This window comes from Amycolatopsis albispora, from assembly GCF_003312875.1.
GTDB classification, from domain to species: domain Bacteria; phylum Actinomycetota; class Actinomycetes; order Mycobacteriales; family Pseudonocardiaceae; genus Amycolatopsis; species Amycolatopsis albispora.
In genome coordinates, this window is sequence record NZ_CP015163.1 from 3,848,184 (window position 1) to 3,873,821 (window position 25,638).

Below are 25,638 nucleotides of genomic sequence, written 5' to 3' on the forward strand. Positions count from 1 at the left end.
CCTCGGCTTCGCCGAGGCGCGGAGGTCGCTGGGGAGCCAACGCGACCTCCCGGGAGTCTCCCCGAGAATGCCGAAGGGCCGCACCCCCGAGGGGATGCGGCCCGTTCGCGTGTCAGCCTCAGCGACCTCGGTGAGGTCAGTGGCCGCTGGTGATTTCCTTGCTCTCCTTGGTGGCGCCTTCGCCCACCGCGGACGAGTCGACGTCACCGGGGCCGTGCCCGTCGCCGCCGTGGCCGTTGGAGCGGGCGCGGTCCAGCGCGGCCGTCTCCTCCGGCGGGTCCGCGACCAGCCAGCCACCGGGCACCGCGCGCCCGGCCGAGCCCAGCTTGTTCATCTTCTTCGGCACCGACGCGCCCTGGTACTCCAGCGGCACCGGGTGGCCGTGGTCGTCCACCGGGCCGAGCGGCTGGTGGATCTCGATGAACTCACCGTGCGGCAGCCGCTTGATGATGCCCGTCTCGACGCCGTGCTCCAGCACCTCGCGGTCACCGCGCTGCAGCCCGATGCAGATCCGGTAGGTGAGGTAGTACGCCACCGGCGGCGCCAGCAGGATGCCGATCCGGCCGGCCCAGGTGGTCACGTTCAGCGAGATGTCGAACGTGAACGCGATGATGTCGTTGAAGCCGGACATCATCAGCACCATGAAGAAGGTCAGCGCCATCACGCCGATGCTGGTGCGGACCGGGTTGTCCCGCGGCCGCTGCAGCAGGTTGTGGTGCGCGGTGTCGCCGGAGAGCTTCCGTTCGATCCACGGATACGCCAGCAGCAACCCGATCAGGATCGGCATGCCCAGCGCACCGACGAAGAACACCGGCGGGATCGTGTAGTTCCCGAGGTAGAGCTCCCAGGCGGGCCAGATGCGGAGCATGCCGTCCGCCCATGCCATGTACCAGTCCGGCTGCGAACCGGCGGAGACCTGCGACGGGTTGTACGGCCCGATGTTCCAGATCGCGTTGATCTGGAAGATGCCCGACATCGCCGCGATCACGCCGGTGACCAGCGCGAAGAACGCGCCGCCCTTGAGCGCGAACACCGGCATGATGCGCACGCCGACGACGTTGGTCTCCTTGCGGCGCGGCCCGGGGAACTGGGTGTGCTTCTGGTACCAGACCAGCGCCAGGTGCGCGCCGACCAGCGCCAGCATGATGCCCGGGATGAGCAGGATGTGCAGCGTGTACAGGCGCGGGATGATCTCCGTGCCGGGGAACTCGCCGCCGAACAGCGCCCAGTGGATCCAGGTGCCCATCACCGGCACCGACAGCACGATGCCGGACAGGGTGGCGCGGATACCGGTACCGGAAAGCAGGTCGTCCGGCAGGGAGTAGCCGAAGAAGCCCTCGAACATGCCCAGCACCAGCAGCAGCGCGCCGATCACCCAGTTCGCCTCACGCGGGCGCCGGAACGCACCGGTGAAGAAGATCCGCATCATGTGCACGAACATCGCCGCGACGAAGATCAGCGCGGCCCAGTGGTGCAGCTGGCGGACGAACAGCCCGCCGCGGACCTCGAAGGTGATGTCCAGCGTGCTCGCGAACGCCTTGGACATCTCGACGCCCTGCAGGTTCTGGTAGGCGCCGTCGTAGATGACCTCCTGCATGGAGGGATCGAAGAACAGCGTCAGGTAGACCCCGGACAGGATCAGGATGATGAAGCTGTAGAGCGCGATCTCGCCGAGCAGGAAGGACCAGTGGGTGGGGAACACCTTGTTCAGCTGGTGCCGCATCCCCTTGGCCAGGTGGTACCGGTCGTCGGCCCAGGTGGCACCGGCGGCCGCGGCCTTCTCGGCCGGGTTCGACCCCTTGGTCGGGGTGGTCAGTGAACTCATGACTTGCGCTCCCAAAACCCAGGACCGACTGCCTCGATGAAGTCACCTCTCGCGACGAAGTAGCCCTCTTCGTTCACGGTAATGGGCAACTGGGCGAGTGCGCGAGTCGCCGGCCCGAAAACCGGCTTCGCGTAGTGCAGTGCGTCGAACTGCGACTGGTGACACGGGCAGAGGATCCGGTTGGTCCGCTGCTCGTACAGCGACGTGGGGCAACCCACGTGGCTGCAGATCTTGGTGTAGGCGTAGAAGTCGCCGAAGTTGAAGTCCTCCTGGCCCTCGCGCTTGACCACGCGCGCGGCGTCGGCCGGGCGCAGGCGGATCAGCATGACCGGGTTGTCGGACCGCTTCAGCGCCTTGGCCAGCAGCTCGTGGTTGCCGCGCTCGGACTCGCGGAACGGGAACACCGTCTCCATCGAGCCCGCCTCGAGGTCCTCCGGGCGGACCAGCGAGGGCTCCTCCGGCTCGTGCCCGAGGTGCGCGGTGTGCCGCCGCAGGTAGACGACCTCACCCGGGTAGTTCGGCTGCCAGCCGGTGTGCCACAGGGAGTCGCGGTTCTCGGTGTCCTTCCACGGGTCGCGGATGAACGACGCGAGCGGCAGCGCCACGGTTGCCAGGCCCAGCGCGCCGGCGCCGAGGCCGACGGTGCGCTTGATCGCCGAACGGCGCGCGATGGTGCTGCGGTTGCCCGCGTCGGCCAGCTGGGCGACGATCGTCGCCTTGTCGACCTCCTTGGACCCGCCGTCCCCGCGCTCCTGCACCGCGATCTCGTCCGGGATGAACTTCTTGGTGTAGAGCAGCACGCCCACGGCCAGCGCCAGCACCGCGATACCGAGCGTGATGCCCAGCATCGGGGTGTACAGCGAGTACCAGAAGTGCCCGGTCTCGTCATCCGGCGTCTTGTACTGCCACGGCCACCAGATCAGCGAGACCACGAAGCCGAGGCCGGCCAGCGCCGAGATCAGGAACCACATGGCCACCGAGCGTTCGGCGCGCTTCTCCGCCTTGGTGCCCTTGACCGGCCACTTGTCCTCGTAGTGGACGAGCTCGACGCCGTCCAGGTTGGTGCCCAGCTTGACCAGCTGGTCGCGGTCCATGTCCGCCAGTTCCGCCTCCGTGGGCGGCTTCGGCTCTTCGCCGCTACTCATGCGCTAAGCCCTCGATCCAATCCAGAGGGTCACACCGACCAGCGCGGCGATCCCCACGATCCACGCGATGACGCCTTCGGACGCCGGACCGAACCCGCCCAGGCCGTTCCCGCCCGGGTTGTTGTTGCCGTCGTTGACCGACTTGACGTACGCGATGATGTCCTTCTTCTCCTCCGGCGTGAGCTGCCGGTCGGAGAACTTCGGCATGTTCTGCGGGCCGGTGAGCATCGCGGTGTACAACTGCTCCTCGGTGGCCGGCGCCAGCGGCGGGGCGTACTTGCCCTCCGACAGCGCCCCACCGGCACCGGTGAAGTTGTGGCACGACGCGCAGTTCAGCCGGAACAGCTCCCCACCACGGGCCGGGCTCTCCCCGCGCAGTTCCTCGCCCTTTTCGGCGGGCCGCTGCGGACCGCCGCCGTTCGCCTGGATGTAGGCGCCCAGCGCGTCGATCTCCTCGGGGGTGAGCTTCGGCGGCTTGCGCGCGGCCTGCGCCTCCTGGCGCACCGCGGGCATGCGGCCGGACGAGGTCTGGAAGTACACCGCCGCCTCGCCGATGCCGACCAGGCTCGGGCCCTTGTCCTGCACCCCTTCGAGGTTCGCGCCGTGGCACGTGCTGCAGGTGTTGTTGTAGATCTCCTCACCCTTGCGCAGCAGCGCCGGGTCGACCTGCGCCTGCGCGGTCTGCGGCTCCGGGGCGAACAGGGCGTACAGCCCGCCCGCGCTCAGCAGCGCGACAAAAAGCGCCAGAAGGCCGGCTACCCGCCGCTGGAACTTGGTGCGGCGCCGCCGTGGCTTCGTCGCCGAGGCGGGTTTCTTGCTGGTGGTCATCTCTGCGGCAACCCTTGCTGTCAGTTCGGCCGGGACGGCTGGTCTCAGGGAACGATGTAGATCACCGCGAACAGGCCGATCCACACGATGTCGACGAAGTGCCAGTAGTACGACACGACGATCGCCGAGGTGGCCTGGGCCGGGGTGAACTTGCTCAGCCGGGTGCGGATGAGCAGGTACACGAACGCGATGAGCCCGCCGATCACGTGCAGGCCGTGGAAGCCGGTGGTCAGGTAGAAGACCGTGCCGAACGCGCCGGACGGGATGGTCACGCCCTCGTTGATCAGCTGGATGTACTCGTAACCCTGACCGCCGACGAAGATCGCCCCCATCAGCAGGGTGATCACGTACCACCGGCGAAGCCCGTAGACGTCACCCTTCTCCGCCGCGAACACGCCGAGCTGGCAGGTGAACGAGGACGCCACCAGGATGATGGTGAAGGGCAGCGCGTACGGGAGGTTGAGGTGGATCGGTTCGCCGGTCGACTCCAGGATCGGCGGCCAGTGGCCGCTCGAGTTCTGTGCCTTGACCGTGAAGAACATCGCGAACAGCCCAGCGAAGAACATGAGCTCGCTGGACAGCCAGACGATGGTGCCGACGCTGACCATGTTGGGCCGGTTCAGCGAGTGCACGCGCTGGCTGATGGTGGGAGCCGTTGTCACGAGTCGCATTATGTCCTCTCGTCACCGCCGCCCGTCCCCCGGGGTTCCGGCGCGTCGCGGGCCGACTCGATCACACTCCGGCCCGCCCTGGTGGTGGGCTCGGCGGCACCGGGCAGATAGCATCGGCCCATCCCGCTCCACTACCAGGCCGGAGGCAGTTTTCATGACCCAGTCGAGCCCCGCGAAGAAGATCCTGGTGTTCAGCCACCGCGCCGAGGTGCGCGAGTCGATCATCTCCGCGGTCGGCCGCCGTCCCGCCGCCGACCTCGGCCGGGTCGACTACACCGAGGCGGGCACCGTGTCCGAGGTGCTGATGGCGATGGACGCGGGTGAGGTGGATCTCGCCATTCTCGACGGCGAGGCGCAGCCGACCGGCGGCATCGGGCTGACCAGGCAGCTGAAGAACGAGATCACCGACTGCCCGCCGATCGTGGTGGCGGTCCGGCGCAAGGACGACCGCTGGCTGGCCACCTGGTCGCAGGCGGACGCCGTGCTGGTGCACCCGCTCGACCCGCTGACCGCCGCCGAGACCGTCGCCGAGGTCCTGCGCGCCACGCCGGTCCCGGCCGTCCGCGGCTGAGCCGGCCGTGCCCGAGCACAGCTGGCCCGCCCTGCTCAACCAGCTCATCGACGGCGTGGACCTGTCCGCCCGGGACACCGCGTGGGCGATGGACCAGGTGATGTCCGGCGCGGCCACGGACGCGCAGGTGGCCGGGTTCGCGGTGGCGCTGCGAGCCAAGGGCGAGACGCCGTCCGAGATCGCCGGGTTCGCCGAGGCGATGCTGGCGCACGCGCGGCGCGTGCACGTGGACGTGGCGGCGGTGGACATCGTCGGCACCGGCGGCGACCGGTCCGGTTCGGTGAACATCTCCACGATGACCTCCCTGGTGGTCGCCGCGGCCGGGGCGCCGGTGGTCAAGCACGGCAACCGCGCGGCCTCGTCGAAGTCCGGCGCGGCGGACGTGCTGGAGTCGCTCGGCGTGGCCATCGACCTGCCGCCGGCGGGGGTGGAACGCTGCGTGGCCGAGCTGGGCATCGGGTTCTGCTTCGCGCCGATCTTCCACCCCGGGTTCCGGCACGCCGGTCCGACGCGGCAGCAGCTGGGCGTGCCCACCACGTTCAACCTGCTCGGGCCGCTGACCAACCCGGCCCAGCCGTCGTCGGCGCTGATCGGCTGCGCGTACGCGGACAAGACCGCGGTGCTGGCCGAGGTGTTCGCGCGCCGCGGCAACTCGGTGCTGCTGGTCCGCGGGGACGACGGGCTGGATGAGATCACCACCACAGCGACGACTTCGGCCTGGGTGGTCTCCGGCGGGAAGGTGCGCGAGGAGTCGATCGACCCGGCCGCGTGGGACATCCCCCGTTCGACCGCTGAGGACCTGCGGGGCGGGGATGCTGCCTTCAACGCGGAAGTGGTGCGTGAGCTCGTCTCCGGCAAGCCGGGGCCGGTGCGGGATGCCGTCCTGCTGAACGCGGCGGGGGCGCTGGCCGCGCACGCCGGGTTCACCGGCTCGCTCGCCGCGGACATCGGCGCCGGGCTGGCGAAGGCCGCCGAGGCGATCGACTCGGGCGCCGCCGCCGACCTGCTCGGCCGATGGGCGACGCTCTCCACCTCACTGAAGTAAGCGCAGTAAGCGCTGAAGTAAGCACCGACGTGAGTGGCGCGGCCTTCGCTCGTCGCCCGATGTCACGAATGTGGCTTTCGAGACGCCAAACGTCTCGAAAGCCACATTCGTGACACCTCACCGGCGGGCGGCCGCGCGTAAAACGGAACGGCCCGCCTCCCCGGTCAGGGGGTGGCGGGCCGTTCCGGTGAAAAGGGTCAGTCGTGGTTCGGGCCGGTGTGGTACTCGAACACCAGGCCGCCGATGGCGATCAGCAGCATCACGATGGCCACGATGAGCAGCCAGATCTCGAAGAACGCCATCGCCACGCCCGCGGTCGCCGCGGAGGCGGCCAGGCCGACCGGCCAGTAGCTGCCCGGGCTGAAGAAGCCCAGCTCACCGGCACCGTCGCTGATCTCGGCGTCCTCGCGGTCCTCTGGGCGCGGCTCGATGCGGCGGGCGACGAACCGGAGGTAGCTGCCCGCCAGCAACGAGAGGCCACCGGTGAGGATCAGCGCCACCAGGCCGACCGGCTCCACGCCGTACGGGCTCATCTGCCCGGTCATCACGCCGTAGACAACGGCGACCAGGAAGGCGAAGAGGGTGACGATGTCGAAGATCCTGGCTTCGACCTTCATGCGGCTTTCCTCACTCTGAGCTGCGGACTACGGGACTGCGAGTGGTCGCGATCAGCCGGTCGCGGTCCGGGCGGTGCGGTCGGTGTTGAACGGCTGCGTGGTGGTCGCCTGCGGCGCGCACAGCTCACCACAGTTCAGCGCGGACAGCGCCTCGGCCGTGGTGTTCGGCTTGCCGGTGGCCGGGTTGACCTGGGTGCGCAGCCGGATGAACTGGTCGTACTTGTCCGGCGACAGCGCCCGCACCTCGAAGTTCATCACCGAGTGGTAGGTGCCGCACAGCTCGGCGCAGCGACCGACGAAGGCGCCTTCGCGATCGATGGTGTTCTCGAACGAGGAGTCCTGGTTGTTCTTGTCCGGGTGCGGCATCACGTCGCGCTTGAAGTGGAACTCCGGCACCCAGAACGAGTGGATCACGTCGGTGGAGAGCAGGTTGTACCGGATCGTGCGGTCCGTCGGGAGCACCAGGATCGGGATCTCGGCCGAGCTGCCGACCGTGCTGATCGTCTGTGCCTCGGCGTCACGCGACTCGCTCGGGTAGCGGAACTCCCAGTTCCACTGGAAGGCGATCACGTCGACGGTCACGTCCGGGTCGTCGCTCTTGGCCAGCACCTTCGACTCGGTGGTCGCGGTGAAGAAGAACAGCACGCAGACCATGATCACCGGCACGACCACGCAGAACAGCTCGAGCGGCACGTTGTACTGGAACTGCCTCGGCAGCTCCTCCTCCACGCCGGCCGCGGCCTTCTTCTTCCGGTGGAAGGCGACCGACCAGAAGATCAGTGCCCACACGATGACACCGACCACCAGCGCGGCGATCACCGACCAGGTCCACAGGTTCCGCATGCTCTCGGCCTGCGGGGTGACCCCCTCCGGCCAGCCGAAGCGCAGGACCTCATCCCCGGAGCACCCGGTCGCCGTGGCAGCGACGAGCGCGGCCAACACGGTCACCTTGCCGACCTTCGACCGCCTGCTGGCCGGGGTGCGCTCTGCAACGCCCACTGCGGGATTCCTCCTAGCGCGATCCATTTGACGTTCCGGAGCCTAGCCGAGCAACCGGGCGGTCCCGACCAAGGGGTAATCGTTCGTGTCGTCCATACTTGGCCACTCGACTGACGGCTACGACCAGAGGTGTGTGAAGACACGTGTGCGGCCTGCTCGGACTGGTGTGCGCCACTGAAGAAGACGCGGCGAAGGCACGGGACGCGGTGGGCGCCGCCCTGCGCTGCCAGCGGCACCGCGGCCCCGACGAGACCGACACCTGGGCGGACGCCGAGGTGGTCTACGGGTTCAACCGGCTCGCCTTCATCGACCTGGAGCACTCCCACCAGCCGCTGACCTGGGGCCCGCCGGAGGCGCCGGAGCGGTACACGCTGAACTTCAACGGCGAGATCTACAACTACCGCGAGCTGCGTGAGATGCTCGCCACTGAGCACGACGCGAAGTTCCACACCGAGGGTGACGGCGAGGCCATCGTGGCCGCCTACCACTTCCTCGGCCCGGACGCGGTCAAGCGGCTGCGCGGCATGTTCGCCTTCCTGATCTGGGACTCGCAGGAGAAGCTGGTCTACGGCGCCCGCGACCCGTTCGGCATCAAGCCGCTGTACTACTCCGAGGGCCCCGGCGGGGTCGCCTTCTCCAGCGAGAAGAAGAGCCTGCTGGAGCTGTCGGACACCCTGGGCGTCAAGCAGCAGCTCGACCAGATCGCGCTGCAGCACTACCTGACCCTGCAGTACGTGCCGGAGCCCGAGTCGCTGCACGCCGGGGTGCGGCGGATCGAGTCGGGCACCTCGTTCACCGTCTCCCCCGGCGGCCAGGTCAAGACCGAGCGCTACTTCTTCCCCGAGTTCACCGCGAAGCCGGTGTCCGGGCCGAAGGGCTCCGAGGAGCTGTACGAGCGCATCTCGCAGGTCATGCAGGACTCGGTGGCCAAGCACATGATCGCCGACCCGGACGTGACCGTGGGCGCGTTCCTCTCCGGCGGCATCGACTCCACCGCCACCGCGGCGCTGGCCAAGCGGCACAACCCGAACCTGATCGCGTTCACCACCGGCTTCGAGCGCGAGGGCTACTCCGAGGTGGACGTGGCGGCCGAATCGGCCGAAGCGATCGGGGTCAAGCACGTCATCCGCACCGTCTCCAGCGACGAGATGATGGAGGCGCTGCCGCTGATCGTCTGGTACCTCGACGACCCGGTGGCCGACCCGGCACTGGTGCCGCTGTGGTTCATCGCGCGCGAGGCCCGCAAGTACGTCAAGGCGGTGCTGTCCGGCGAGGGCTCGGACGAGCTGTTCGGCGGGTACACCATCTACCGCGAGCCGCTGTCGCTGGCGCGCTTCGAAAAGATGCCCGGCGCGGTGAAGAGCCTGCTCGGCAAGGTCTCCAGCAAGATCCCGGAGGGCACGCGCGGCAAGGACCTGCTGCGCCGCGGCTCGCTGTCGCTGGAGGAGCGCTACTACGGCAACGCGCGCATCTTCCGCGAGGACCAGCTGCGCGGGGTGCTGCGCAACTTCACCGACGGCGTCGGGCACCAGGACGTCACCGAGCCGTGGTACCGCATCTCGCGGGACTGGGACCCGGTGGCGCGGATGCAGCACGTGGACCTGTTCACCTGGCTGCGTGGCGACATCCTGGTCAAGGCGGACAAGGTGACCATGGCGAACTCGCTGGAGCTGCGGGTGCCGTTCCTCGACGCCGAGGTGTTCAAGGTGGCCGCGAGCATCCCGCTCGAGGAGAAGATCACCCGCGAGACCACCAAGCACGCGCTGCGCCGCGCGCTGGACGGGATCGTGCCGGCGCACGTGCTCAACCGGCGCAAGCTGGGCTTCCCGGTGCCGATCCGGCACTGGCTGCGCACCGATATGTACGACTGGGCGCGCGGCATCGTCTCGGACTCGAAGACCGACGAGCTGTTCGACAAGGCGGCCGTGCTGCGCATGCTCGAGGAGCACAAGGCCGGCACGCTGGACCACAGCCGCCGGATCTGGGCGCTGGTGGTCTTCATGATCTGGCACGGCATCTTCGTGGAGAACCGGATCAAGCCGGAGATCCCGGAACCGGCCTACCCGGTCAAGCTCTGAGACATCACGGACGTCACGAATGTGGCTTTCGAGACGAATAACGTCTCGAAAGCCACATTCGTGACACCTGGCTACCGGGGCAGGTAGTCGTTCGAGTAGGTGCGGGTCAGGTCCACCGGGGCGGCCGCGATCTCCGCGTCGAACTGGGAGAGCACCCGGTGCACGGCCTGCGCGCCGTCCGCGGGCATGGTGCCGTCCCGCGAGAAGGACTCCTTGGCCCGCCCGATGGCCTGCACGTAGACACCCCGGTCGCCCTGCGCGTACTCGGCGGGCATCCGCGCGGCGATCTCGTCCGGTGAGTGCTTTTCGATCCAGCGCAGCGTCTTGACGATCGCGTTGGCCAGTTTCCGCGCGGTGTCCCCGTTGTTCGCCAGCCATTCGGCCGACGAGTACAGCACCGCCGCCGGGTAGGCGGGCACGCCGAAGTCCTCCTGCACGCCCTGCGCGGTGCGCGTGTCGGTGAGGATCTTCACCTGGTCCGCGCCCACCCTGGTCTGCAGCACCGAAATCGCCGGGTCGATCATCACCGCGGCGTCCACCCGGCCCTGCTCCATCGCGGCCACCGCGCCCGCGTCGCCGCCGATGCCCTGCACGTTCGCCGCCGCGGGGTCGAGCCCGTGCTTGCCCAGCAGGTACTTGAGGAAGAAGTCGGTCGAGGAGCCCGGCGCGGTCACGCCGACGTTCGCCCCGGCCAGGTCGGCGATCGAGTTGATCGGCCTGCTCGCCTTCGGCGACACCGCCAGCACGATCGACGGGTACCGGAGCATGGTGACGAACGACTTCACCTCCTTCTTCTTCGCCTGCATCTGGATGGTGTGGTCGTAGTACCCGCTGACCACGTCCACGCTGCCGCCCTGCATGGCCTGCAACGCCTTCGACCCGCCCTGCAGGTCCTCCAGCTTGACCTTGAGGCCCTCCTCCTCGTAGTAGCCGAGCTGCTGCGCCAGCGTGGTCGGCAGGTACACCAGCAGCGGCTGCCCGCCCACCCCGATGGTCAGCTCACCGCCCTCGACCTGCGCCCCCGGTTTCTGCTGACAAGCGGTCATCACCAGCGCCACCGCCAGCAGCAGCGCGCCCACCCTCGCCCGCTTCATCGTTGTCCTCCCAACTCGATGCCGCGGCGGGGCTTCCACCGCAGCAGGTGGCGCTCGACGCGGTCGACTCCCGCATCGACGACGAGCACCACCACCGAAAGCACGACCATGCCGGTGAACACCCCGGTGGTGTCGAAGGTCCCCTCGGCCTGGGAAATCAGGTAGCCCACCCCGGCCGACGAGCCGAGGTACTCGCCGACCACCGCGCCGACGATGGCGAAGCCGACGCTGATGTGCAGGCTGGAGAAGATCCAGGTGAGCGCGCTCGGCAGCAGCACGTGCCGCACCAGCTGCCCCTCCCTGGCGCCGAGCATGCGCGCGTTGTCGATCAGCACCCGGTCGACCTCGCGCACCCCCTGGTAGGTGTTGAAGAACACGATGAAGAACACCAGCGTGATGCCGAAGGCCACTTTGGACCAGATGCCGAGGCCGAACCACAGCAGGAAGATCGGCGCCAGCACCACGCGCGGCAGCGAGTTGAGGACCTTGATGTAGGGGTCGAAGACCGCCGCGACGAACTCCACGCGCGCCAGCAGAAAACCGATCACCAGGCCGAGGAAACCGCCCAGCACCAAGGCGAGCGCGGCTTCGAGCAGGGTGATGCCGAGGTGGTCCCAGATGTAGCCGGTGCCGAACCACTCCCCCGCGCGCACCGCGATGTCCGACGGCTTGGAGAAGAAGAACTCGTCCACCAAGCCACTGCGCGAACCGAGTTCCCAGCCCAGCACGAGCAGCACGGCGAGCCCGACCTGCGCGGTGCGCACGGCGGGCGTGCGCCGCCGGGTCCTACGCCTTGGTGCGGTTGACGTCGCGGTCATAGGTCGCCATCACCTCGTCTCGCAGATCCGCCCAGATCGACCGGTAGATCTCGGTGAACTCGGGCGCGGCCCGGATGTCCAGCAGGTCCCGCGGCCGCGGCAGGTCCACCGGGTAGCGCCCGACGACCCGGCTCGCCGGGCCCGCCGACAGCAGCACCACCTCGTCGGCGAGCGAGATCGCCTCGTCGAGGTCGTGGGTGACGAAGAGCACGGTCTTGCCGCTGCCGGTCCACAGCCCCAGCAGCTCGTTCTCCATCACCTGGCGGGTCTGCACGTCGAGCGCGCCGAACGGCTCGTCCATCAGCAGCAGCGCCGGATCGCCGATCCAGGTCTGCGCCACCGCGGTCCGCTTGCGCATGCCGCCGGAGAGCTGGTGCGGGTAGGACTGCTCGAACCCGCCGAGGCCGACCCGGCGCACCCAGTCGCGGGCCAGCTCCAGCCGTTCGCGCTTGCCGATCCCGCGCAGCTCCAGTCCGAACGCGACGTTGTCGAGCACGGTTTTCCACGGCAGCAAGGCATCCTGCTGGAACAGGTAGCCCGCCCGCCGGTTCAGCCCGCGTAGTTCCTCGCCGTCCACCAGCACCCGGCCCGCCGACGGCTCACGCAGCCCGGCCACCGCGTTGAGCACGGTGGACTTGCCGCAGCCGGTCGGGCCGACGATGGCCACGAACCGGCCACCGGGCACCGTCAGGTCCACTTCGGACACCGCGGTGTACTTCCCGGTCGCCGCCGGGTAGGCGATGGTCACCGCTTCCAGTGCCACCGCCGGTCCGCTGCCGTTCTCCGCCACCACTGCTCACCTCCGGCTAGCCGTCCGCACCGCGCTCCGCATGTCCCATCGCCGCCGAGAGGCGTCTCGCCGCGGTGACCACCGCTTCGGTCCACTTCGGGCGGTTGGCGTCGGTGAAGCGCTGTTCCGGCACGCCGATGCCGATCACCGCGGCGAGTTCGCCGGTGTGGTCGTGCACGGGCGCGCTGATCGAAGCCGTGCCGTGGTCGCGTTCGGCGACGCTGTCGGCCCAGCCGCAGGCCTGGATGCCGACCAGCTCGGCGCGCAGGCGGTCGGCGTCGACGATGGTGCCGGGGGTGTACGCGGTCAGCTCGCCGAAGTCGAGCACCCGGTCACGGACCTCGTCCTCGTAGGCCAGGAACACCTTGCCCGCCGAACCGGCGTGCAACGGCATCACCTGGCCGATGCCGACCAGCCGCACCACCTCGTGGCGGGTCTCGGAAAGGCCGACGAGCACCCGCTGGTCGCCGTGGCGCACGAAGAGCACGGCGGTTTCGCCGGTGGCGTCGCGCAGTGCGTCCAGTTCGGGCTGCGCGAGCAGGGTCAGCCGGGATTCGATGCGGCGGCTGCGCGCCCAGCGCAGCACCCCGAGGCCGACCAGGTACCGGCCGGCGATCACGTCGAGAAAGCCTTCGGCCACCAGGTTCTGCAGCAGCCGGACGGTGGTGCTCACCGGCAGTCCGGTGGCGCGCTGCACCTGGCGCCAGGTCAACCCGCCCGGATCGGCGGCGACCACGTCGATCACCCGCCGCGACTTCGCCAGCACCAGGATCGGCTGGCTCGGCTGGCGGACTCCGGCCCGAGCGTCCCCGACGACCATTGGCACCGCTCCCCGAGCTGCCGCACGCCCGCCACCACATCGTGGAAGACGTTCCGTAATGTGGTTCGACCCTAGCCGATCTGTGATCTGGACAACACCGCTTTCCCAGATCACGGGAGAACTTGTCCAGTTTTCCGGGCGTTCTCGGCCGAATTGACGGGATTGACTGCGTCACGTTGCTGCATTCGGGGCCAGCTCTGCGTGATCCGACTCACCGGTGAGTTCGCTTTGCGCAGTTCGCCGCCGTCGCGGTGCATTAACGCTTGTTCAAGGCCGAGTATCGTCACCGGCGGCTGATCAACGTCCGATCCGCCACCCCCACCGGGAAAGCACCGGCCGCGCCACCGCGCTGGCCGGTCGTTCGCGCGCGTCCACAACACGCCAGGAGGCACGGTGAAGCACGTTCTCGACCACCAGCAACGGCTGCACGGCTGCGGGGCCAACCGGCACTTCTGGCGCGGTGCCTGGCTCGACGAGGACGAAGTGGACAGACGCATCGGCACGCTCGGCCGCACCGCCCGCCTGGTGCTGGGTACTTCGCGGCTCAGCCCGCTCGTGGTGGTCGCGGCCTGCGGGCGGCTGCGTACCGCGCTGAACTCACCGCGGGCCGAACTGCGCGGACGGCTCACCGATCGCCTGCGGGCCCGCAACGTCAGCGGCGCCAAGATCGACCGCGTGTTCACCGACCTGCTCGACGCGCTGCCGCGGCTGGCCCACTCCGGTTTCCACGGGCGCACCCCGCAACCGCGGCTGCACACGCACATCGTGACCGGCAGCGAGCCGGCCGTCGGCGCGCTGAGCGCCGTGGAAGGCCTGCTGTCCGGTCACTTCAACGTGGTGAAGACCAGCCGGGACGACTCGCTGTTCACCGCCGAACTGCTCGCGGGCCTCGCCGGGCAGGACGTCACCGGGCAGATCGCCGCCCGCGTGGTGGTGCTGCGGTTCTCCGCGGTGCAGCGCAGGGACTGGATGAGCCAGATCTGCGATCCGGCCGACACCGTCGCCGTCTGCGGCCCGAAGCTGTCCTACGCCCACCCGGCGGGGACCCGCTGGTCCACAATGGACCAGAACTGAGCGCGCCCGGCTCAGGGCAGGACGCGGCGGATGTCCTCGGCGGCCTCCGGGCCGAACGCGTCGGAGACCCTGGCCAGCGCGCTTTCCGCTTCGAACCGCCATTCCTGCGTGCCGACGGTCTCCAGCACCAGCACCGCGATCAGCGAGCCGAGCTGCGCCGACCGCTCCAGCGTGAGCCCGCCGTGCAACCCGGCGAGGAAACCGGCGCGGAAGCCGTCACCGACGCCGGTCGGGTCGGCCTTCGTCAGCTCCGGCACCGCCGGGACCTGCAGGTTCGTCCCGTCCGCGCCGACGATCTCGACGCCCTTCTCGCCCAGCGTGGTGATCCGCAGGCCGACCCGGCTGAGCACGTCCGCCTCGGTCCACCCGGTCTTCTGCAGCAGCAGTTCCCACTCGTAGTCGTTGCTGAACAGGTACTTCGCGCCGGTGACGAAGTCGCGTGCCTGCGCGCCCTCCATCCGCGCCAGCTGCTGCGACGGGTCCACCGCGAACGCGTAACCCCGCTGACGGCACTCCTGCGCGTGCCGCAGCATGGCCTCCGGGTCGTCCGGGCTGAGCATGGTCAGCGACAACCCGCCGACGCGCTCGGCGATCGGCTGCAGCTCGATGTTGCGGGATTCGGCCATCGCGCCCGCGTAGAAGGTGGCGATCTGGCACAGGTCGTCGTCGGTGGTGCAGACGAACCTGGCCGTGTGAGCCACTTCGGACACGTGCACGCCGGCCGTGTCCACCCCGTGGCGCTCCAGCCACGACCGGTAGTCGTCGAAGTCCGCGCCGACCGAGCCGACCAGCACCGGCCGCACCCCGAGCACACCGAGGCCGAACGCGATGTTCGCGCCGATGCCGCCGCGCCGGACGATCAGGTCGTCCGCGAGGAAGCTGAGGGAGACGCGGTGCAGCTGCTCGGCGACGAGCTGCTCGGCGAACCTCCCCGGGAAGTGCATCAGATGATCCGTCGCGATACTGCCGGACACCGCTATCCGCGCCGTGGCTGCCACCGGTTCTCCTTGTCGGGTCGGTCAGGCGGTCAGTGCGGCCCGAAGTTACCGCCCGGTCATGCCCCATCCGGGTGCTTCGGGCACACCCGGCCGACATTACCGCCAAGTACCGGTGTTCGATTCCGCCGACCACGCCTACGTTCGGCCGGGTGAGCACACTTACCGAGCCCGAAACCATCGGCGAGCTGATCGCCGACTGCGCCGACCTGCCAGCAGAGCTGCACACCCAGGCCAGCGCGCCCGCCACGCCGAAGGCGGCGCCGAGCTGGACGGTCGACGAGCGCTGCCACGCCCAGGTCGCCGATCTCGACGCCTACGTGTGAGCTGAAACACAGCAGGGCCGAACACAGCAAAAGGCGGGGCCGGAACTGATCCGGCCCCGCCTTTCGGCGTGCTGACTAGTGCCCAGTGCTCAGTGGAACGAGTCACCGCACGCGCAGGACCCGGTGGCCTGCGGGTTGTCGATGGTGAAGCCCTGCTTCTCGATGCTGTCGACGAAGTCGATCACGGCCTCGGAGACGTACGGCGCGCTCATCCGGTCCACCGCCACACGGAGGCCGTCGAAGTCGCGGAAGAGGTCGCCGTCGAGGGTGCGCTCGTCGAAGAACAGCTGGTAGCGCAGGCCGGCGCAGCCACCGGGCTGGACGGCGATGCGCAGGTGCATGTCGTCGCGGCCCTCCTGCTCGAGCAGGGCTTTGGCCTTGGCGGCCGCGGCGTCGGTCAGGGTCACGCCGTGGGTGGCCTCGGCGGCCTCCGTCTGGCCACCGGTCTGCTCAGCGGTCGTCATGACTCTCCCTCTTGGTGTTGCGGTGGGCATGAGTACCCCGTTACCAAGGCCAACAAGCTCGCTGCCCGTTCTGTTCCACGCCCTCGGCGCACCTCCATGGTGACACATCTCGCGACCGGCTGAACGGCGGCGGCCGGGCCTGCAATACCCTGACGAGGTGAGGTTCCTGCGCCGTAACAGCACCACCGACGCCGATACGCCCGACGAGGACGCATCGGAGGTCGCCGACGCCGTCGACCAGGCCAGGGGGTACACCCCGAGCAAGGGCCGAGCCACGCCCAAGCGCCGGGAGGCCGAGGCCAAGCGCCGGGGCCCGGTGGCACCGCCGCCGAAGACCATGCGCGAGGCGATGAAGCGGAACAAGGAACTCCGCAAGCAGAACCCGGTGTCCAAGGAGGAGCGCCGCGCGGCCGCCAAGGAGCGGCGCGACCGGATGAACGCCGGCGACGACAAGTACCTGCTGCCGCGCGACCGCGGGCCGGTCAAGGCCTACGTGCGTGACCTGGTCGACGCCAAGCGGAACCTGCTCGGCCTGTTCATGCCGCTGGCACTGCTGGTCTTCGTCGCGCTGCTGGTGCCGAACGTGGAGATCCAGCGCTACGCCACCCTGCTGTGCACGGTGATGCTGCTGGGCATGGTGGTCGAGGGCTACTTCAACGGGCGCCGCGTGGCCAAGGCGGTGCGGGAGAAGTTCCCCAAGGAGGAGATCAAGGGCCGCTCGGTCGGCTGGTACGCGTTCATCCGCGCCAGCCAGATCCGCAAGCTGCGCGTGCCCAAGCCCCGCGTCAGCCCCGGTGACACCGTCTGAGCTGGAGCGGCCTCAAGGTCGTTAGCTAGGCGAACGATGAGCGGCTAGGCTTCGGGGCATGGAGTTTCGTCGCCTCGGCCGCAGTGGCCTGAACATCAGTGAGATCTCGTACGGCAACTGGCTCACCCACGGCTCGCAGGTGGAAGAGGACCAGGCGCAGGCCTGCATCAAGGCCGCGCTCGACGCCGGCATCACCACCTTCGACACCGCCGACGTCTACGCCAACACCGCCGCCGAAGCGGTGCTCGGGCGCGGGCTGGCCGGTCAGCGCCGGGAAAGCCTGGAGATCTTCACCAAGGTCTTCTGGCCCACCGGTCCCAAGGGGCCCAACGACAAGGGCCTGAGCCGCAAGCACATCATGGAGTCGGCGAACGCGTCGCTGAAGCGGCTCGGCACCGACTACATCGACCTCTACCAGGCGCACCGGTTCGACCGCACGGTGCCGCTGGAGGAGACCTTCCTCGCCTTCGCCGACCTGGTCCGCCAGGGCAAGGTGCTCTACGTCGGCGTGTCCGAGTGGACCGCCGAGGAGATCACCCGCGGTGCCGCGCTCGCGCGTGAGCTGCACGTGCCGTTCATCTCGAACCAGCCGCAGTACAACGCCCTGTGGCGGGTGATCGAGGCGCAGGTCATCCCGGCTTCCGAGCGCGAGGGGCTGAGCCAGATCGTCTGGTCGCCGATCGCGCAGGGCGTGCTGACCGGCAAGTACAAGCCGGGCCAGCCGCTGCCTGCCGGTTCGCGTGCCACCGACGAGAAGGGTGGCGCGAACTTCGTCCAGCGCTACCTGAACGACGACGTGCTGACCCGCGTGCAGAAGCTGGAGCCGCTGGCCGCCGAGGCCGGGCTGTCGCTGGCGCAGCTGGCGGTGGCGTGGGTGCTGCAGAACCCGAACGTGGCCTCGGCCATCATCGGCGCCTCGCGGCCGGAGCAGGTGCACGAGAACGTCAAGGCGGCGGGCGTCAAGCTCGACGCGGACCTGCTCACCAAGATCGACGAGATCCTCGACGGCGTCATCGAGCGCGACCCGTCGCTGACCAAGTCGCCGTAGTGCGGCCGGACCGGCCTGCCGCTCACGGCAGGCCGGTCTCCCGGAGCAGGTGCTCGACCACCCGCAGGTCGTGCGGGTAGGTCACCTTCAGGTTCCGCTCCTCCCCCGGCACCCAGTGCACCGGCAGGGACGAGAAGCGCTCCATGCAGGACGCGGTGTCGGTGCCGACGAAGCCTTCGCGGTCCGCCTGCTCGTAGGCGGCCAGCAGCGGTCCGGCCAGGAACCCTTGCGGTGTCTGGACTCGCACGGCGCCGTCGAGCGCACCGGCGAAACCGGTGCCGTCCTCGGTGGCGACCACCACGTCGTCCGCGGCCAGCCCGGGAACCGCGCCACCGAACTCGCGCGCGGCCTTCAGCACGTCGGTGATCAGGCCCGCCGAAGCCAGCGGGCGCGCGCCGTCGTGGATGAGCACGGTGTCCACCTCACCGGCGCCGATGCGGTCCGCGAGGTGGCGCAGCGCCCGGAGTTCCGACTCCTGCCTGCTGGCGCCGCCGTGGACCAGTTCGACGTCGAGTTCACCGACCACTTCGCGGGCCAGTTCCTCGTCCTGCGGGCGGATCACCAGCAGCAGCACGCCGATCTCGGGGACCCGCGCGAAGGTGTCGAGCGACCAGCGGGCCAGCCTCCGCCCGGCGAGGGGGAGGTACACCTTGTTCAACTCGGCACCGACACGGCTGCCGGAGCCGCTCGCCAGCACCACACCCGCCGCGCTCGTCACGGCTCGAAGCATAAGGGCGGTAGCGTACGGGCGTGGACGCCGCCGACTTCCCCGAACTCCCCCTCCCGGACGAAATCGCCCGCGCGGAAGCGCAGCGCCTGACCGGAACCCTGATCACCCCGAACGGCTCGCTGGGCAGGCTCGAAGAGCTGGGTGCCTGGATCGCCGCCTGCCAGGGCCAGTCGCCGCCGCGGCCGTTCACGCGGCCGCGCGTGGTGGTCTTCGCCGGTGACCACGGCATCGCCGCGAACGGTGTCTCGGCCTATCCCGCCGAGGTGACCGGCCAGCTCGTCGGGGCCACGCTCACCGGCGGCGCGCCGCTGAACGTGCTGGCCTCGGCCGCCGGAGCGACCGTGCGCGTGGTCGACCTGGCCGTGGACCGCGAAGGCTCCGCGACGCCGGAGGCCGCCGAGCTGAAGGTGCGCCGCGGCTCGGGCTCGATCGACCGCGAGGACGCGCTCACCGGCGAAGAGGTGCGGGCCGCGCTCCAGGCCGGGCGCACGGTCGCGGACGCCGAAGTGGACAGTGGCGCCGATCTGCTCGTGGCCGGGGAGATCGGCGTCGCCAGCAGCACGCCGGCTTCGGTGCTGGTGGCCGCGCTGACCGGGGCCGAGCCGGTCGCCGTGGTCGGCCGCGGCTCCGGGATCGACGACACCGCGTGGATGCGCAAGGCGGTCGCCATCCGCGACGGGCTGCGGCGGGCGCGCGCGGTGCTGGCCGACCCGGTCGCGCTGCTGCGCACCACCGCGGGCGCGGACCTCGCCGCGATCACCGGGTTCCTGGCGCAGGCCGCGGTACGCCGCACGCCGGTGCTGCTGGACGGGCTGGTCGTCGGTGCGGCGGCACTGGTCGCCGAGGAACTGGCGCCGGGCGCGCGGAACTGGTGGGCGGCCGCGCACCGGTCGAGCGAACCGGCGCACGCGCTGGTGCTGGAACACCTGGACCTGGCGCCGATCCTGGACCTGGACCTGCGCATCGGCGGCGGCAGCGGTGCGGCCACGGCGCTGCCGCTGGTCACCATGGCGGCCCGGCTGCTGGCCGAGACAAGCACCTACGAACAGGCGGGCGTAACCCCGCCGAAGTAGGCCACCCTCGTGCAATGAATGTGGCTTTCATTGCGCCAGACGCTATGAAAGCCACTTTCATAGCGTCTGGCGCACCTACGAACAGGCGGGCGTGACCCCGCCGAAGTAGCGCGGGCCGATGTCACGAATGTGGCTTTCGAGACATCTGGCGTCTCGAAAGCCACATTCGTGACAGTCGACCTACTTCAGCTTCTGCATCCAGTTGTGCGGGTCGGGGCGGGTGCCTTCCTGGATGCCGGTCAGCTGTTCCCGCAGCGCCATGGTCAGCTCGCCCGGCTGCCCGTCACCCATGACGAACTCGCCGCCGTCGTACTTGACCCGGCCGACCGGCGTGATCACCGCGGCCGTGCCGCACGCGAACACCTCGGTCAGCTCACCGGAGGCGGCCGCCTGCTCCCACTCCTCAGTGGAGATGCGGCGCTCCTCGACCGCCAGGCCGTTGTCCCTGGCCAGCTGCAGCAGCGAAGCCCGCGTCACGCCCGGCAGCAGCGCGCCCGACAGCTCGGGCGTCACCACCCGCGCGTCCTTGCCGGAGCCGAAGACGAAGAACAGGTTCATCCCGCCCATCTCCTCGACCCACCGGTGCTCCACCGCGTCCAGCCAGACCACCTGGTCGCAGCCCTGCTCGACGGCCTGCGCCTGCGCCACGAAGGAAGCCGCGTAGTTGCCGGCGCACTTGGCGAACCCGGTACCGCCCGGCGCCGCGCGCACGTACTCGGTGGACAGCCACACGCTCACCGGCTTCACGCCACCGGCGAAGTAGGACCCGGCCGGCGAGGCGATCACGCTGTACAGGTACTCGGTCGCCGGGGCGTTCACGCCGAGGCCGACCGAGGTCGAGATCATGAACGGGCGCAGGTACAGCGACTCGCCCGCCTTGGTGGGCACCCAGCGCTCGTCCACCGCGATCAGCTCGCGCAGGGATTCGAGGAACAGTTCGTCAGGCAGCTCTGGCATCGCCATCCGCACCGCGGACCGGCGGAACCGGGCGGCATTGGCGTCCGGTCGGAACGATGCGATCGATCCGTCGGGCTGCCGGTAGGCCTTGAGCCCTTCGAAGATCGCCTGCGCGTAGTGCAGCACCGACGTCGCCGGGTCGAGGCTGAGCGGCCGGTACGGCCCAACCTCCCCGTCCTGCCAGCCGCCCTGCGCGGTGTGGCGCAGCGTGACCATGTGGTCGGTGAAATGCGTCCCGAAGCCCGGGTTGGCCAATACCTCGGCGACCCGCTGGGGACTGGCCGCATCCGGGTTCGGGGTATGGGTGAAGGGCATCGTGGTCGTCATGCGAAGACGATAACTCTTAGTTGGACGTCAGAGTATTCCGCGCCCGGTTGTCCACCCCGCTAGGCTTGTCCCGTGACCTACCAACCCGCCCAGCCCGCCAAGTACAACAGCGTGTCCGCCGGTGGGGCGTCGGACGTGAAGACCTTCGTCGCCGCGGCACTGCTCCCGTTCTCCGCCGGGCTGCTGGTGCTCGTCGGCGCGCTGCTGATCGGTGTGTTCGGCGGCATTCTCGGCGTGGTCGCCGCGGTCTTCGGCGCCGTCTGGTGGCGCAGCCTCAACGACAAGAAGTTCTTCCCGCGCGACATCGCCAAGGGCCCGATGATCGGCCTCTCGGTGGCCACCGCGGTGCTCCTGCTGCTCGTCGTGCTGATGGTCTGAGCCACCGCGAACTACAGCGAAGGCTTCGGCCACGCCGGATCCGGCTCGAACGCGGTCCACGTGCCGTCGAACGGATAGCTGCCCGCTTCGACCAGCCGGATCACGCGCTCGCCCTCGGCACGCAGGCGGTCCAACTGCTCGGTGGTGAGCCGCCCGGCCGTCACCGCGGCCTCCGCCTCGTCCTCGTCCTTCCACTCCCACGTCCGGTCCGGGGCCACCGCGATGTCGAGCACGCCGTCGATCCGGTCGACGCCGTCGCCGGTGCGGCCCAGCGGGATCTCCAGGTTCACGTACCAGCCGGTGAAGCGCAGGCTCTCGTCGAAGAACCACCACACCGCGGACCACTCGCCGTCCACCACGCGCCGCACGTTCGAAGTGCCGCTCCAGGTGGTGGGATAACGCTCGCGCGGCAGCCGGAACCGCTCGGCCAGCGGCGCTTCCCGCATCCGCCTGCCGTCGGCCAGCCGCGTACCGAGGATCGTCGTTCCGGCGGGCAGCCAGCCGACCAGCTCGACACCGTCGTCGGCGAGCACGCGCAGCGGGTGCACCTGACCGGCGCTGCCGTCCGGCCGGTGGAAGCGGTACCGCACGGTCGAGCCGGGCGCGAAACCCATCATGGCCACACCGTACCGAGCATGATCAGCAGGATGCCCGAGACGAGCACCACCACCGCACCCCGCGCGCTCGACGCGGACCGGCCGAGCACCACCGCGGCGAACAGCTCGACCAGCGTGAGCACGGCCGCGATGCGCAGCGCCTGGAACGGGTCGAGCACGGTCGCCAGCACCGCGGCGACCAGCCCGCCACCGAGCACCGGCCAGCGACCGGCCTCCTCCTGCGCCGACGCGAGCGCACCGAGACCGGCCGAAACGGTGGCCACGGCGGCGACCGCGGCGAGCATGGTGGCCAGCGCGGGCGCGTCGGCGGCGGCGAGCAGGTCACGCAGTGAGGTCGCCGAGAGCCCCAGCCGGAACGGGCCGAGCTGGTACAGCGCGGCGGCCGCGAGCGCCAGCAGCGCGGCCACCGGAATCGCGGGCCACCAGCGGGACTCCGAGCCGGACCGCCGGAGCAACGGCACCACCATCACCGCGGCGAGCAGCACGCCCGCCGGTCCTTCCGGAGCGGCGGGCTGTGCCTGGTCGACCGGCGAAATGGCCAGGCAGAGCGCGATCAACGCGAGCCCGGCGACCACCAGCAGCCCGGTGATCCAGCGCGCGGTGAACGGCGACGGCCGCAGCCCGAGCGCCTGTGCGAGCACCAGCACCGCGACCACCACCCCGGCGACCCACGACGGCGCGCCCGGCACCACGTACGCGGCGAAGGCCGAGCCGAACAACGGCAGCAGGCCGAGCCACCCGGCCGCGCGGGTACCGGCGGCCAGCCGCCCGCCCGCGTGCGGCAACCCGGAGGCGAGCCAGGCGAGCGCACCGGCGAGCGCGATCCCGCCGAGCAGCCACCAGCCCGCCGCCGCGGCCCCCGCCGCCAGCACGACCAGGGAACCGGCCCCGACGAGCACCTCGGCCACCTACCTCTCGCACCGACCCGAGTTGTCATTAGCATGGCTCACGATCAGTCCGGGCCACCCGCCCGGTACCGCCGACGCGAACGCATGAGGACAAAGATGACCCTGCCGAAGCTTGCCTTGTCCGAGAACACCGAGGCCGCGCTGGGCAAGACCCGCGCCGAGGTGATCGTCGTTGGCACCGTGCAGGGCGAGGACGGGCTCACCCTCGCCCCCGGCGCCGAAGCCGTCGACGCCGCCTTCGACGGCAAGCTGGCCGAGGTGCTGACCACCCTGGGTGCCGCGGGCAAGGCCGAGGAGACCGTCAAGCTGCCGACGCTCGGCCGCACCGGCGCCGACGTGGTGCTGGCCGTCGGCCTCGGCAAGGCCGGTGCCGACGGCATCACCCCCGAGCAGGTCCGCCGTGCTTCCGGCGCCGCCGCGCGGGCGCTGGCCGGCACCTCGCGCGCGTTCACCACACTGTCCGCTGTGGACCTCCAGGCCACCGTCGAGGGCACCGTGCTCGGCGCCTACAGCTTCACCGAGTACAAGTCCGAGCCCGGCGACGCCCCGGTGTCCACTGTGGACATCGCGAGCCCGGCCGACGGCAGCGCCCGCGAGCACCGCGCCACGCTGAAGGCGGCCACCGCGATCGCCGAAGCGGTGACCATCGCCCGCGACCTGATCAACACCCCGCCGAACGACCTGTTCCCGGCCTCGTTCGCCGACCGCGCCAAGAAGCTGGCCGACGCGAACAAGCTCGAGATCGAGGTGCTCGACGAGAAGGCGCTCAAGCGCAAGGGCTTCGGCGGCATCCTCGGCGTCGGCGGCGGCTCGTCGCGCCAGCCGCGCCTGCTGCGCGTGGCCTACACCCCGGCCAAGGCGAAGAAGAAGATCGCGCTGGTCGGCAAGGGCATCACCTTCGACTCGGGCGGCATCTCGATCAAGCCCGCGGCCAACATGGACCACATGACCTCGGACATGTCCGGGGCGGCGGGCGTGCTCGCGTCCGTGGTGCTGGCCGCGAAGCTGAAGTACCCGCTCGAGGTGGTCGCGCACATCCCGCTGGCGGAGAACCTGCCGTCGGGCACCTCCTACCGGCCCGGCGACGTGCTGACCATGTACGGCGGCAAAACCGTCGAGGTGCTCAACACCGACGCCGAAGGCCGCCTGGTGCTGGCCGACGCCATCGTGCGCGCGGGCGAGGAGAACCCGGACTACCTGATCGAGACCTCCACGCTGACCGGCGCGCAGGTGGTGGCGCTGGGCAACCGGACCGCCGGGATCATGGGCTCGGACGAGTTCCGCGACCGCGTCGCCGAGATCGCCAGGGCCACCGGCGAGGGCGGCTGGGCCATGCCGCTGCCCGAGGAACTGCGTGGTGACCTCGACTCGCGGCTGGCCGACCTGGCCAACGTCACCGGCCACCGCTGGGGCGGCATGCTGGCGGCCGGGATCTTCCTGCGTGAGTTCGTCACCGAGGACCTGCCCTGGGCGCACATCGACATCGCGGGCCCGTCGTTCAACACCGGCGGCCCGTGGGGTTACACGCCCAAGGGCGGCACCGGCGTCCCGGTGCGCACCATCGCCGCGGTGCTGGCGGACATCGCCGACCGCGGCTGAGCCCCTTTGCACGAGCAGCTCGAACCGGCCGTGAGCGACGTGCTCACGGCCGGTGAGCCGCAGGTCGACCGCGCCGTCGGGGACACCGCGCTGCTGCTGGCGGGCAGCGGGTTCCCCGGCGAGGCCGACCGGCTGGTGCGCACCTGGCGGTCGGTCACCGAGCGCCCGGCGGCCGCGCTGGTGCCCGGGCCCGTGCACGCCCGCGCGTGGGCGATGCTGTTCGAAGCCCGCGGTGAGCGGCCGGACTGGGCCGGCGAACTGCTCCCCCTCGACCTGGACGCGGAAGAAGCCGCGCACCGCGCGTACCTGAGCCGTCCGGTGCCGTCGCTGCCGACCGGCCTGCTCGGTGACACCACCGCGGGCAAGATCGTCTCCGGCCTCGCCGAACACCTGGAACAGGGCGCGGAAGACCCCGCGAAGACCGCGTTGCTGCGGGCCGAGGACCTCGCCCGCGAAGGCGAGCACGACGCCGCCCTCGCCGCGCTGGCGGACTGGGCCGCGCTGCGGCCGTCGATGCCCGCGGCGCTGGCCTGCCGGCATCTCGCGCCACTGCTGGTGGCCGGGGCCGACCCGCTCGGCCTCGGCGAAGAGCACGCCACCGCGCTGGCCGCCGAGCTGATCGCCGCGCTGCGCACGCGGTACGCGGCGAAGTCCGCTTCGCTCGACTGGCCGTCGCTGATCGACCGCGTCCTCGAACTGCGCGAGGCGTGCGGCCGCGCCCCGGCGTCCACAAGGGACATCGAGGCCGCGGAAACCCGGCTGGGCCGGGAACTTCCACCCGACTACCGCGAATTCCTGCGCACCACCGACGGACTGCCAGCCGACGTGGCCTTCCCGCGCCTGCTCGCCGCGGCCGAGCTGACCGCGCACGGCGGCGTGGTGCCGGTCAGCGAGCGCGGTGAGAGCATGATCCTTCTCTCACCGGTGGCGTCGGGCTGGGTGGTCGTGCAGACCGACGCGCTGCTCGGCACCAGCACCTACCGCACCTTCCGCGAGCTGATGGAAGAGCACCTCCGGCTGCTGGAGTCCTAGG

Annotated in this window: 27 protein-coding genes; 11 read left to right on the forward strand and 16 right to left on the reverse strand. The window is 70.2% G+C overall.

The window, feature by feature from the left end; all coding sequences use genetic code 11:
- Positions 1–136 precede the first annotated feature (136 nt).
- Genes qcrB through ctaE form a run of 4 tightly spaced genes read right to left on the reverse strand, consistent with a single transcriptional unit; the run spans position 137 to position 4,469 of the window.
- Positions 137–1,825, reverse strand: a complete 1,689-nt coding sequence (gene qcrB, locus A4R43_RS17855; RefSeq protein ID WP_113693367.1) for a cytochrome bc1 complex cytochrome b subunit — start codon at positions 1,823–1,825, stop codon at positions 137–139.
- Positions 1,822–2,970 carry a cytochrome bc1 complex Rieske iron-sulfur subunit gene (qcrA, locus tag A4R43_RS17860; RefSeq protein ID WP_113693368.1) on the reverse strand — a complete coding sequence of 383 codons (1,149 nt, stop codon included), beginning with the start codon at positions 2,968–2,970 and terminating at the stop codon, positions 1,822–1,824. Before qcrA ends, qcrB begins: the two co-directional genes overlap by 4 nt.
- Positions 2,971–2,973: 3 nt before the next feature.
- Positions 2,974–3,798: a cytochrome bc1 complex diheme cytochrome c subunit gene (gene qcrC / locus A4R43_RS17865; protein ID WP_113693369.1), complete on the reverse strand. Its 825-nt coding sequence runs from the start codon at positions 3,796–3,798 to the stop codon at positions 2,974–2,976.
- A gap of 44 nt (positions 3,799–3,842) precedes the next feature.
- The gene (gene ctaE / locus A4R43_RS17870) at positions 3,843–4,469 is read right to left on the reverse strand and encodes an aa3-type cytochrome oxidase subunit III (RefSeq protein WP_113693370.1); all 627 of its coding nucleotides are present in this window, start codon (positions 4,467–4,469) and stop codon (positions 3,843–3,845) included.
- Positions 4,470–4,623: 154 nt separating this feature from the next.
- On the opposite strand from ctaE, the gene A4R43_RS17875 reads away from it, so the two are divergent.
- Together A4R43_RS17875 and trpD are read left to right on the forward strand one after the other, a co-directional pair.
- Entirely contained in the window at positions 4,624–5,040 is a 417-nt protein-coding gene (locus A4R43_RS17875; protein ID WP_113693371.1) for a hypothetical protein, read from the forward strand.
- A 7-nt stretch (positions 5,041–5,047) separates the two neighbouring features.
- Positions 5,048–6,085 carry an anthranilate phosphoribosyltransferase gene (trpD, locus tag A4R43_RS17880; RefSeq protein WP_113693372.1) on the forward strand — a complete coding sequence of 346 codons (1,038 nt, stop codon included), beginning with the start codon at positions 5,048–5,050 and terminating at the stop codon, positions 6,083–6,085.
- Positions 6,086–6,282: 197 nt separating this feature from the next.
- On the opposite strand, the gene A4R43_RS17885 is transcribed toward trpD, so the two are convergent.
- Complete coding sequence (locus tag A4R43_RS17885; RefSeq protein ID WP_113693373.1) at positions 6,283–6,702, reverse strand: cytochrome c oxidase subunit 4; 420 nt, start codon at positions 6,700–6,702, stop codon at positions 6,283–6,285.
- Positions 6,703–6,753: 51 nt separating this feature from the next.
- Complete coding sequence (gene ctaC, locus A4R43_RS17890; protein ID WP_113693374.1) at positions 6,754–7,701, reverse strand: aa3-type cytochrome oxidase subunit II; 948 nt, start codon at positions 7,699–7,701, stop codon at positions 6,754–6,756.
- 143 nt (positions 7,702–7,844) lie between these two features.
- On the opposite strand from ctaC, the gene asnB reads away from it, so the two are divergent.
- Positions 7,845–9,779, forward strand: a complete 1,935-nt coding sequence (gene asnB / locus A4R43_RS17895; RefSeq protein ID WP_113693375.1) for an asparagine synthase (glutamine-hydrolyzing) — start codon at positions 7,845–7,847, stop codon at positions 9,777–9,779.
- Positions 9,780–9,850: 71 nt separating this feature from the next.
- Here asnB and A4R43_RS17900 read toward each other — a convergent pair whose 3' ends face one another.
- Genes A4R43_RS17900 through A4R43_RS17915 form a run of 4 tightly spaced genes read right to left on the reverse strand, consistent with a single transcriptional unit; the run spans position 9,851 to position 13,301 of the window.
- Positions 9,851–10,873, reverse strand: coding sequence for an ABC transporter substrate-binding protein (locus tag A4R43_RS17900; protein ID WP_113693376.1), 1,023 nt, complete (start codon positions 10,871–10,873; stop codon positions 9,851–9,853).
- Positions 10,870–11,691 (reverse strand): ABC transporter permease, encoded by an 822-nt coding sequence (locus A4R43_RS17905; protein ID WP_113693377.1) that lies wholly within the window; start codon positions 11,689–11,691, stop codon positions 10,870–10,872. Before A4R43_RS17905 ends, A4R43_RS17900 begins: the two co-directional genes overlap by 4 nt.
- Entirely contained in the window at positions 11,660–12,481 is an 822-nt protein-coding gene (locus tag A4R43_RS17910) for an ABC transporter ATP-binding protein (protein WP_236809099.1), read from the reverse strand. Before A4R43_RS17910 ends, A4R43_RS17905 begins: the two co-directional genes overlap by 32 nt.
- Before the next feature lie 16 nt (positions 12,482–12,497).
- The gene (locus tag A4R43_RS17915; protein ID WP_113693378.1) at positions 12,498–13,301 is read right to left on the reverse strand and encodes an IclR family transcriptional regulator; all 804 of its coding nucleotides are present in this window, start codon (positions 13,299–13,301) and stop codon (positions 12,498–12,500) included.
- Between the two features lie 393 nt (positions 13,302–13,694).
- Between A4R43_RS17915 and A4R43_RS17920 the strand changes: the two genes are divergently transcribed.
- Positions 13,695–14,375: an acyl-CoA reductase gene (locus tag A4R43_RS17920; protein WP_113693379.1), complete on the forward strand. Its 681-nt coding sequence runs from the start codon at positions 13,695–13,697 to the stop codon at positions 14,373–14,375.
- 11 nt (positions 14,376–14,386) lie between these two features.
- Here the strand turns inward: A4R43_RS17920 and A4R43_RS17925 are convergent, their stop codons facing one another.
- Positions 14,387–15,373, reverse strand: coding sequence for a carbohydrate kinase family protein (locus A4R43_RS17925; protein ID WP_113693380.1), 987 nt, complete (start codon positions 15,371–15,373; stop codon positions 14,387–14,389).
- A gap of 149 nt (positions 15,374–15,522) precedes the next feature.
- On the opposite strand from A4R43_RS17925, the gene A4R43_RS43355 reads away from it, so the two are divergent.
- A complete protein-coding gene (locus A4R43_RS43355) occupies positions 15,523–15,696 on the forward strand; it encodes a hypothetical protein (protein WP_205215365.1) in 174 nt (57 codons plus the stop codon).
- An 89-nt stretch (positions 15,697–15,785) separates the two neighbouring features.
- Here the strand turns inward: A4R43_RS43355 and A4R43_RS17930 are convergent, their stop codons facing one another.
- Positions 15,786–16,160 (reverse strand): HesB/IscA family protein, encoded by a 375-nt coding sequence (locus A4R43_RS17930; RefSeq protein ID WP_113693381.1) that lies wholly within the window; start codon positions 16,158–16,160, stop codon positions 15,786–15,788.
- 157 nt (positions 16,161–16,317) lie between these two features.
- Here A4R43_RS17930 and A4R43_RS17935 point away from each other — a divergent pair, with 157 nt between their 5' ends.
- Together A4R43_RS17935 and A4R43_RS17940 are read left to right on the forward strand one after the other, a co-directional pair.
- A complete protein-coding gene (locus A4R43_RS17935; protein WP_113693382.1) occupies positions 16,318–16,968 on the forward strand; it encodes a DUF3043 domain-containing protein in 651 nt (216 codons plus the stop codon).
- A 58-nt stretch (positions 16,969–17,026) separates the two neighbouring features.
- Entirely contained in the window at positions 17,027–18,016 is a 990-nt protein-coding gene (locus A4R43_RS17940) for an aldo/keto reductase family protein (protein ID WP_113693383.1), read from the forward strand.
- Positions 18,017–18,038: 22 nt separating this feature from the next.
- Here A4R43_RS17940 and A4R43_RS17945 read toward each other — a convergent pair whose 3' ends face one another.
- On the reverse strand, positions 18,039–18,746 hold the full coding sequence (locus A4R43_RS17945; protein ID WP_113693384.1) for an IspD/TarI family cytidylyltransferase: 708 nt from the start codon (positions 18,744–18,746) through the stop codon (positions 18,039–18,041).
- 20 nt (positions 18,747–18,766) lie between these two features.
- Between A4R43_RS17945 and cobT the strand changes: the two genes are divergently transcribed.
- Positions 18,767–19,819: a nicotinate-nucleotide--dimethylbenzimidazole phosphoribosyltransferase gene (gene cobT, locus A4R43_RS17950; protein WP_113693385.1), complete on the forward strand. Its 1,053-nt coding sequence runs from the start codon at positions 18,767–18,769 to the stop codon at positions 19,817–19,819.
- Between the two features lie 180 nt (positions 19,820–19,999).
- On the opposite strand, the gene A4R43_RS17955 is transcribed toward cobT, so the two are convergent.
- Positions 20,000–21,103: a branched-chain amino acid aminotransferase gene (locus tag A4R43_RS17955; RefSeq protein WP_113693386.1), complete on the reverse strand. Its 1,104-nt coding sequence runs from the start codon at positions 21,101–21,103 to the stop codon at positions 20,000–20,002.
- A 72-nt stretch (positions 21,104–21,175) separates the two neighbouring features.
- Here A4R43_RS17955 and A4R43_RS17960 point away from each other — a divergent pair, with 72 nt between their 5' ends.
- Complete coding sequence (locus A4R43_RS17960) at positions 21,176–21,481, forward strand: hypothetical protein (protein WP_113693387.1); 306 nt, start codon at positions 21,176–21,178, stop codon at positions 21,479–21,481.
- Positions 21,482–21,492: 11 nt separating this feature from the next.
- Here A4R43_RS17960 and A4R43_RS17965 read toward each other — a convergent pair whose 3' ends face one another.
- Together A4R43_RS17965 and A4R43_RS17970 are read right to left on the reverse strand one after the other, a co-directional pair.
- A complete protein-coding gene (locus A4R43_RS17965; RefSeq protein WP_205215366.1) occupies positions 21,493–22,098 on the reverse strand; it encodes a ribonuclease FAU-1 family protein in 606 nt (201 codons plus the stop codon).
- Positions 22,095–23,006: a hypothetical protein gene (locus A4R43_RS17970; protein ID WP_113693389.1), complete on the reverse strand. Its 912-nt coding sequence runs from the start codon at positions 23,004–23,006 to the stop codon at positions 22,095–22,097. Before A4R43_RS17970 ends, A4R43_RS17965 begins: the two co-directional genes overlap by 4 nt.
- A gap of 96 nt (positions 23,007–23,102) precedes the next feature.
- Between A4R43_RS17970 and A4R43_RS17975 the strand changes: the two genes are divergently transcribed.
- Both A4R43_RS17975 and A4R43_RS17980 read left to right on the forward strand, forming a co-directional pair.
- A complete protein-coding gene (locus tag A4R43_RS17975) occupies positions 23,103–24,605 on the forward strand; it encodes a leucyl aminopeptidase (protein ID WP_113693390.1) in 1,503 nt (500 codons plus the stop codon).
- Positions 24,606–24,635: 30 nt separating this feature from the next.
- The gene (locus tag A4R43_RS17980; protein WP_236809100.1) at positions 24,636–25,637 is read left to right on the forward strand and encodes an SMI1/KNR4 family protein; all 1,002 of its coding nucleotides are present in this window, start codon (positions 24,636–24,638) and stop codon (positions 25,635–25,637) included.
- The last annotated feature ends 1 nt before the right edge of the window (position 25,638 follow it).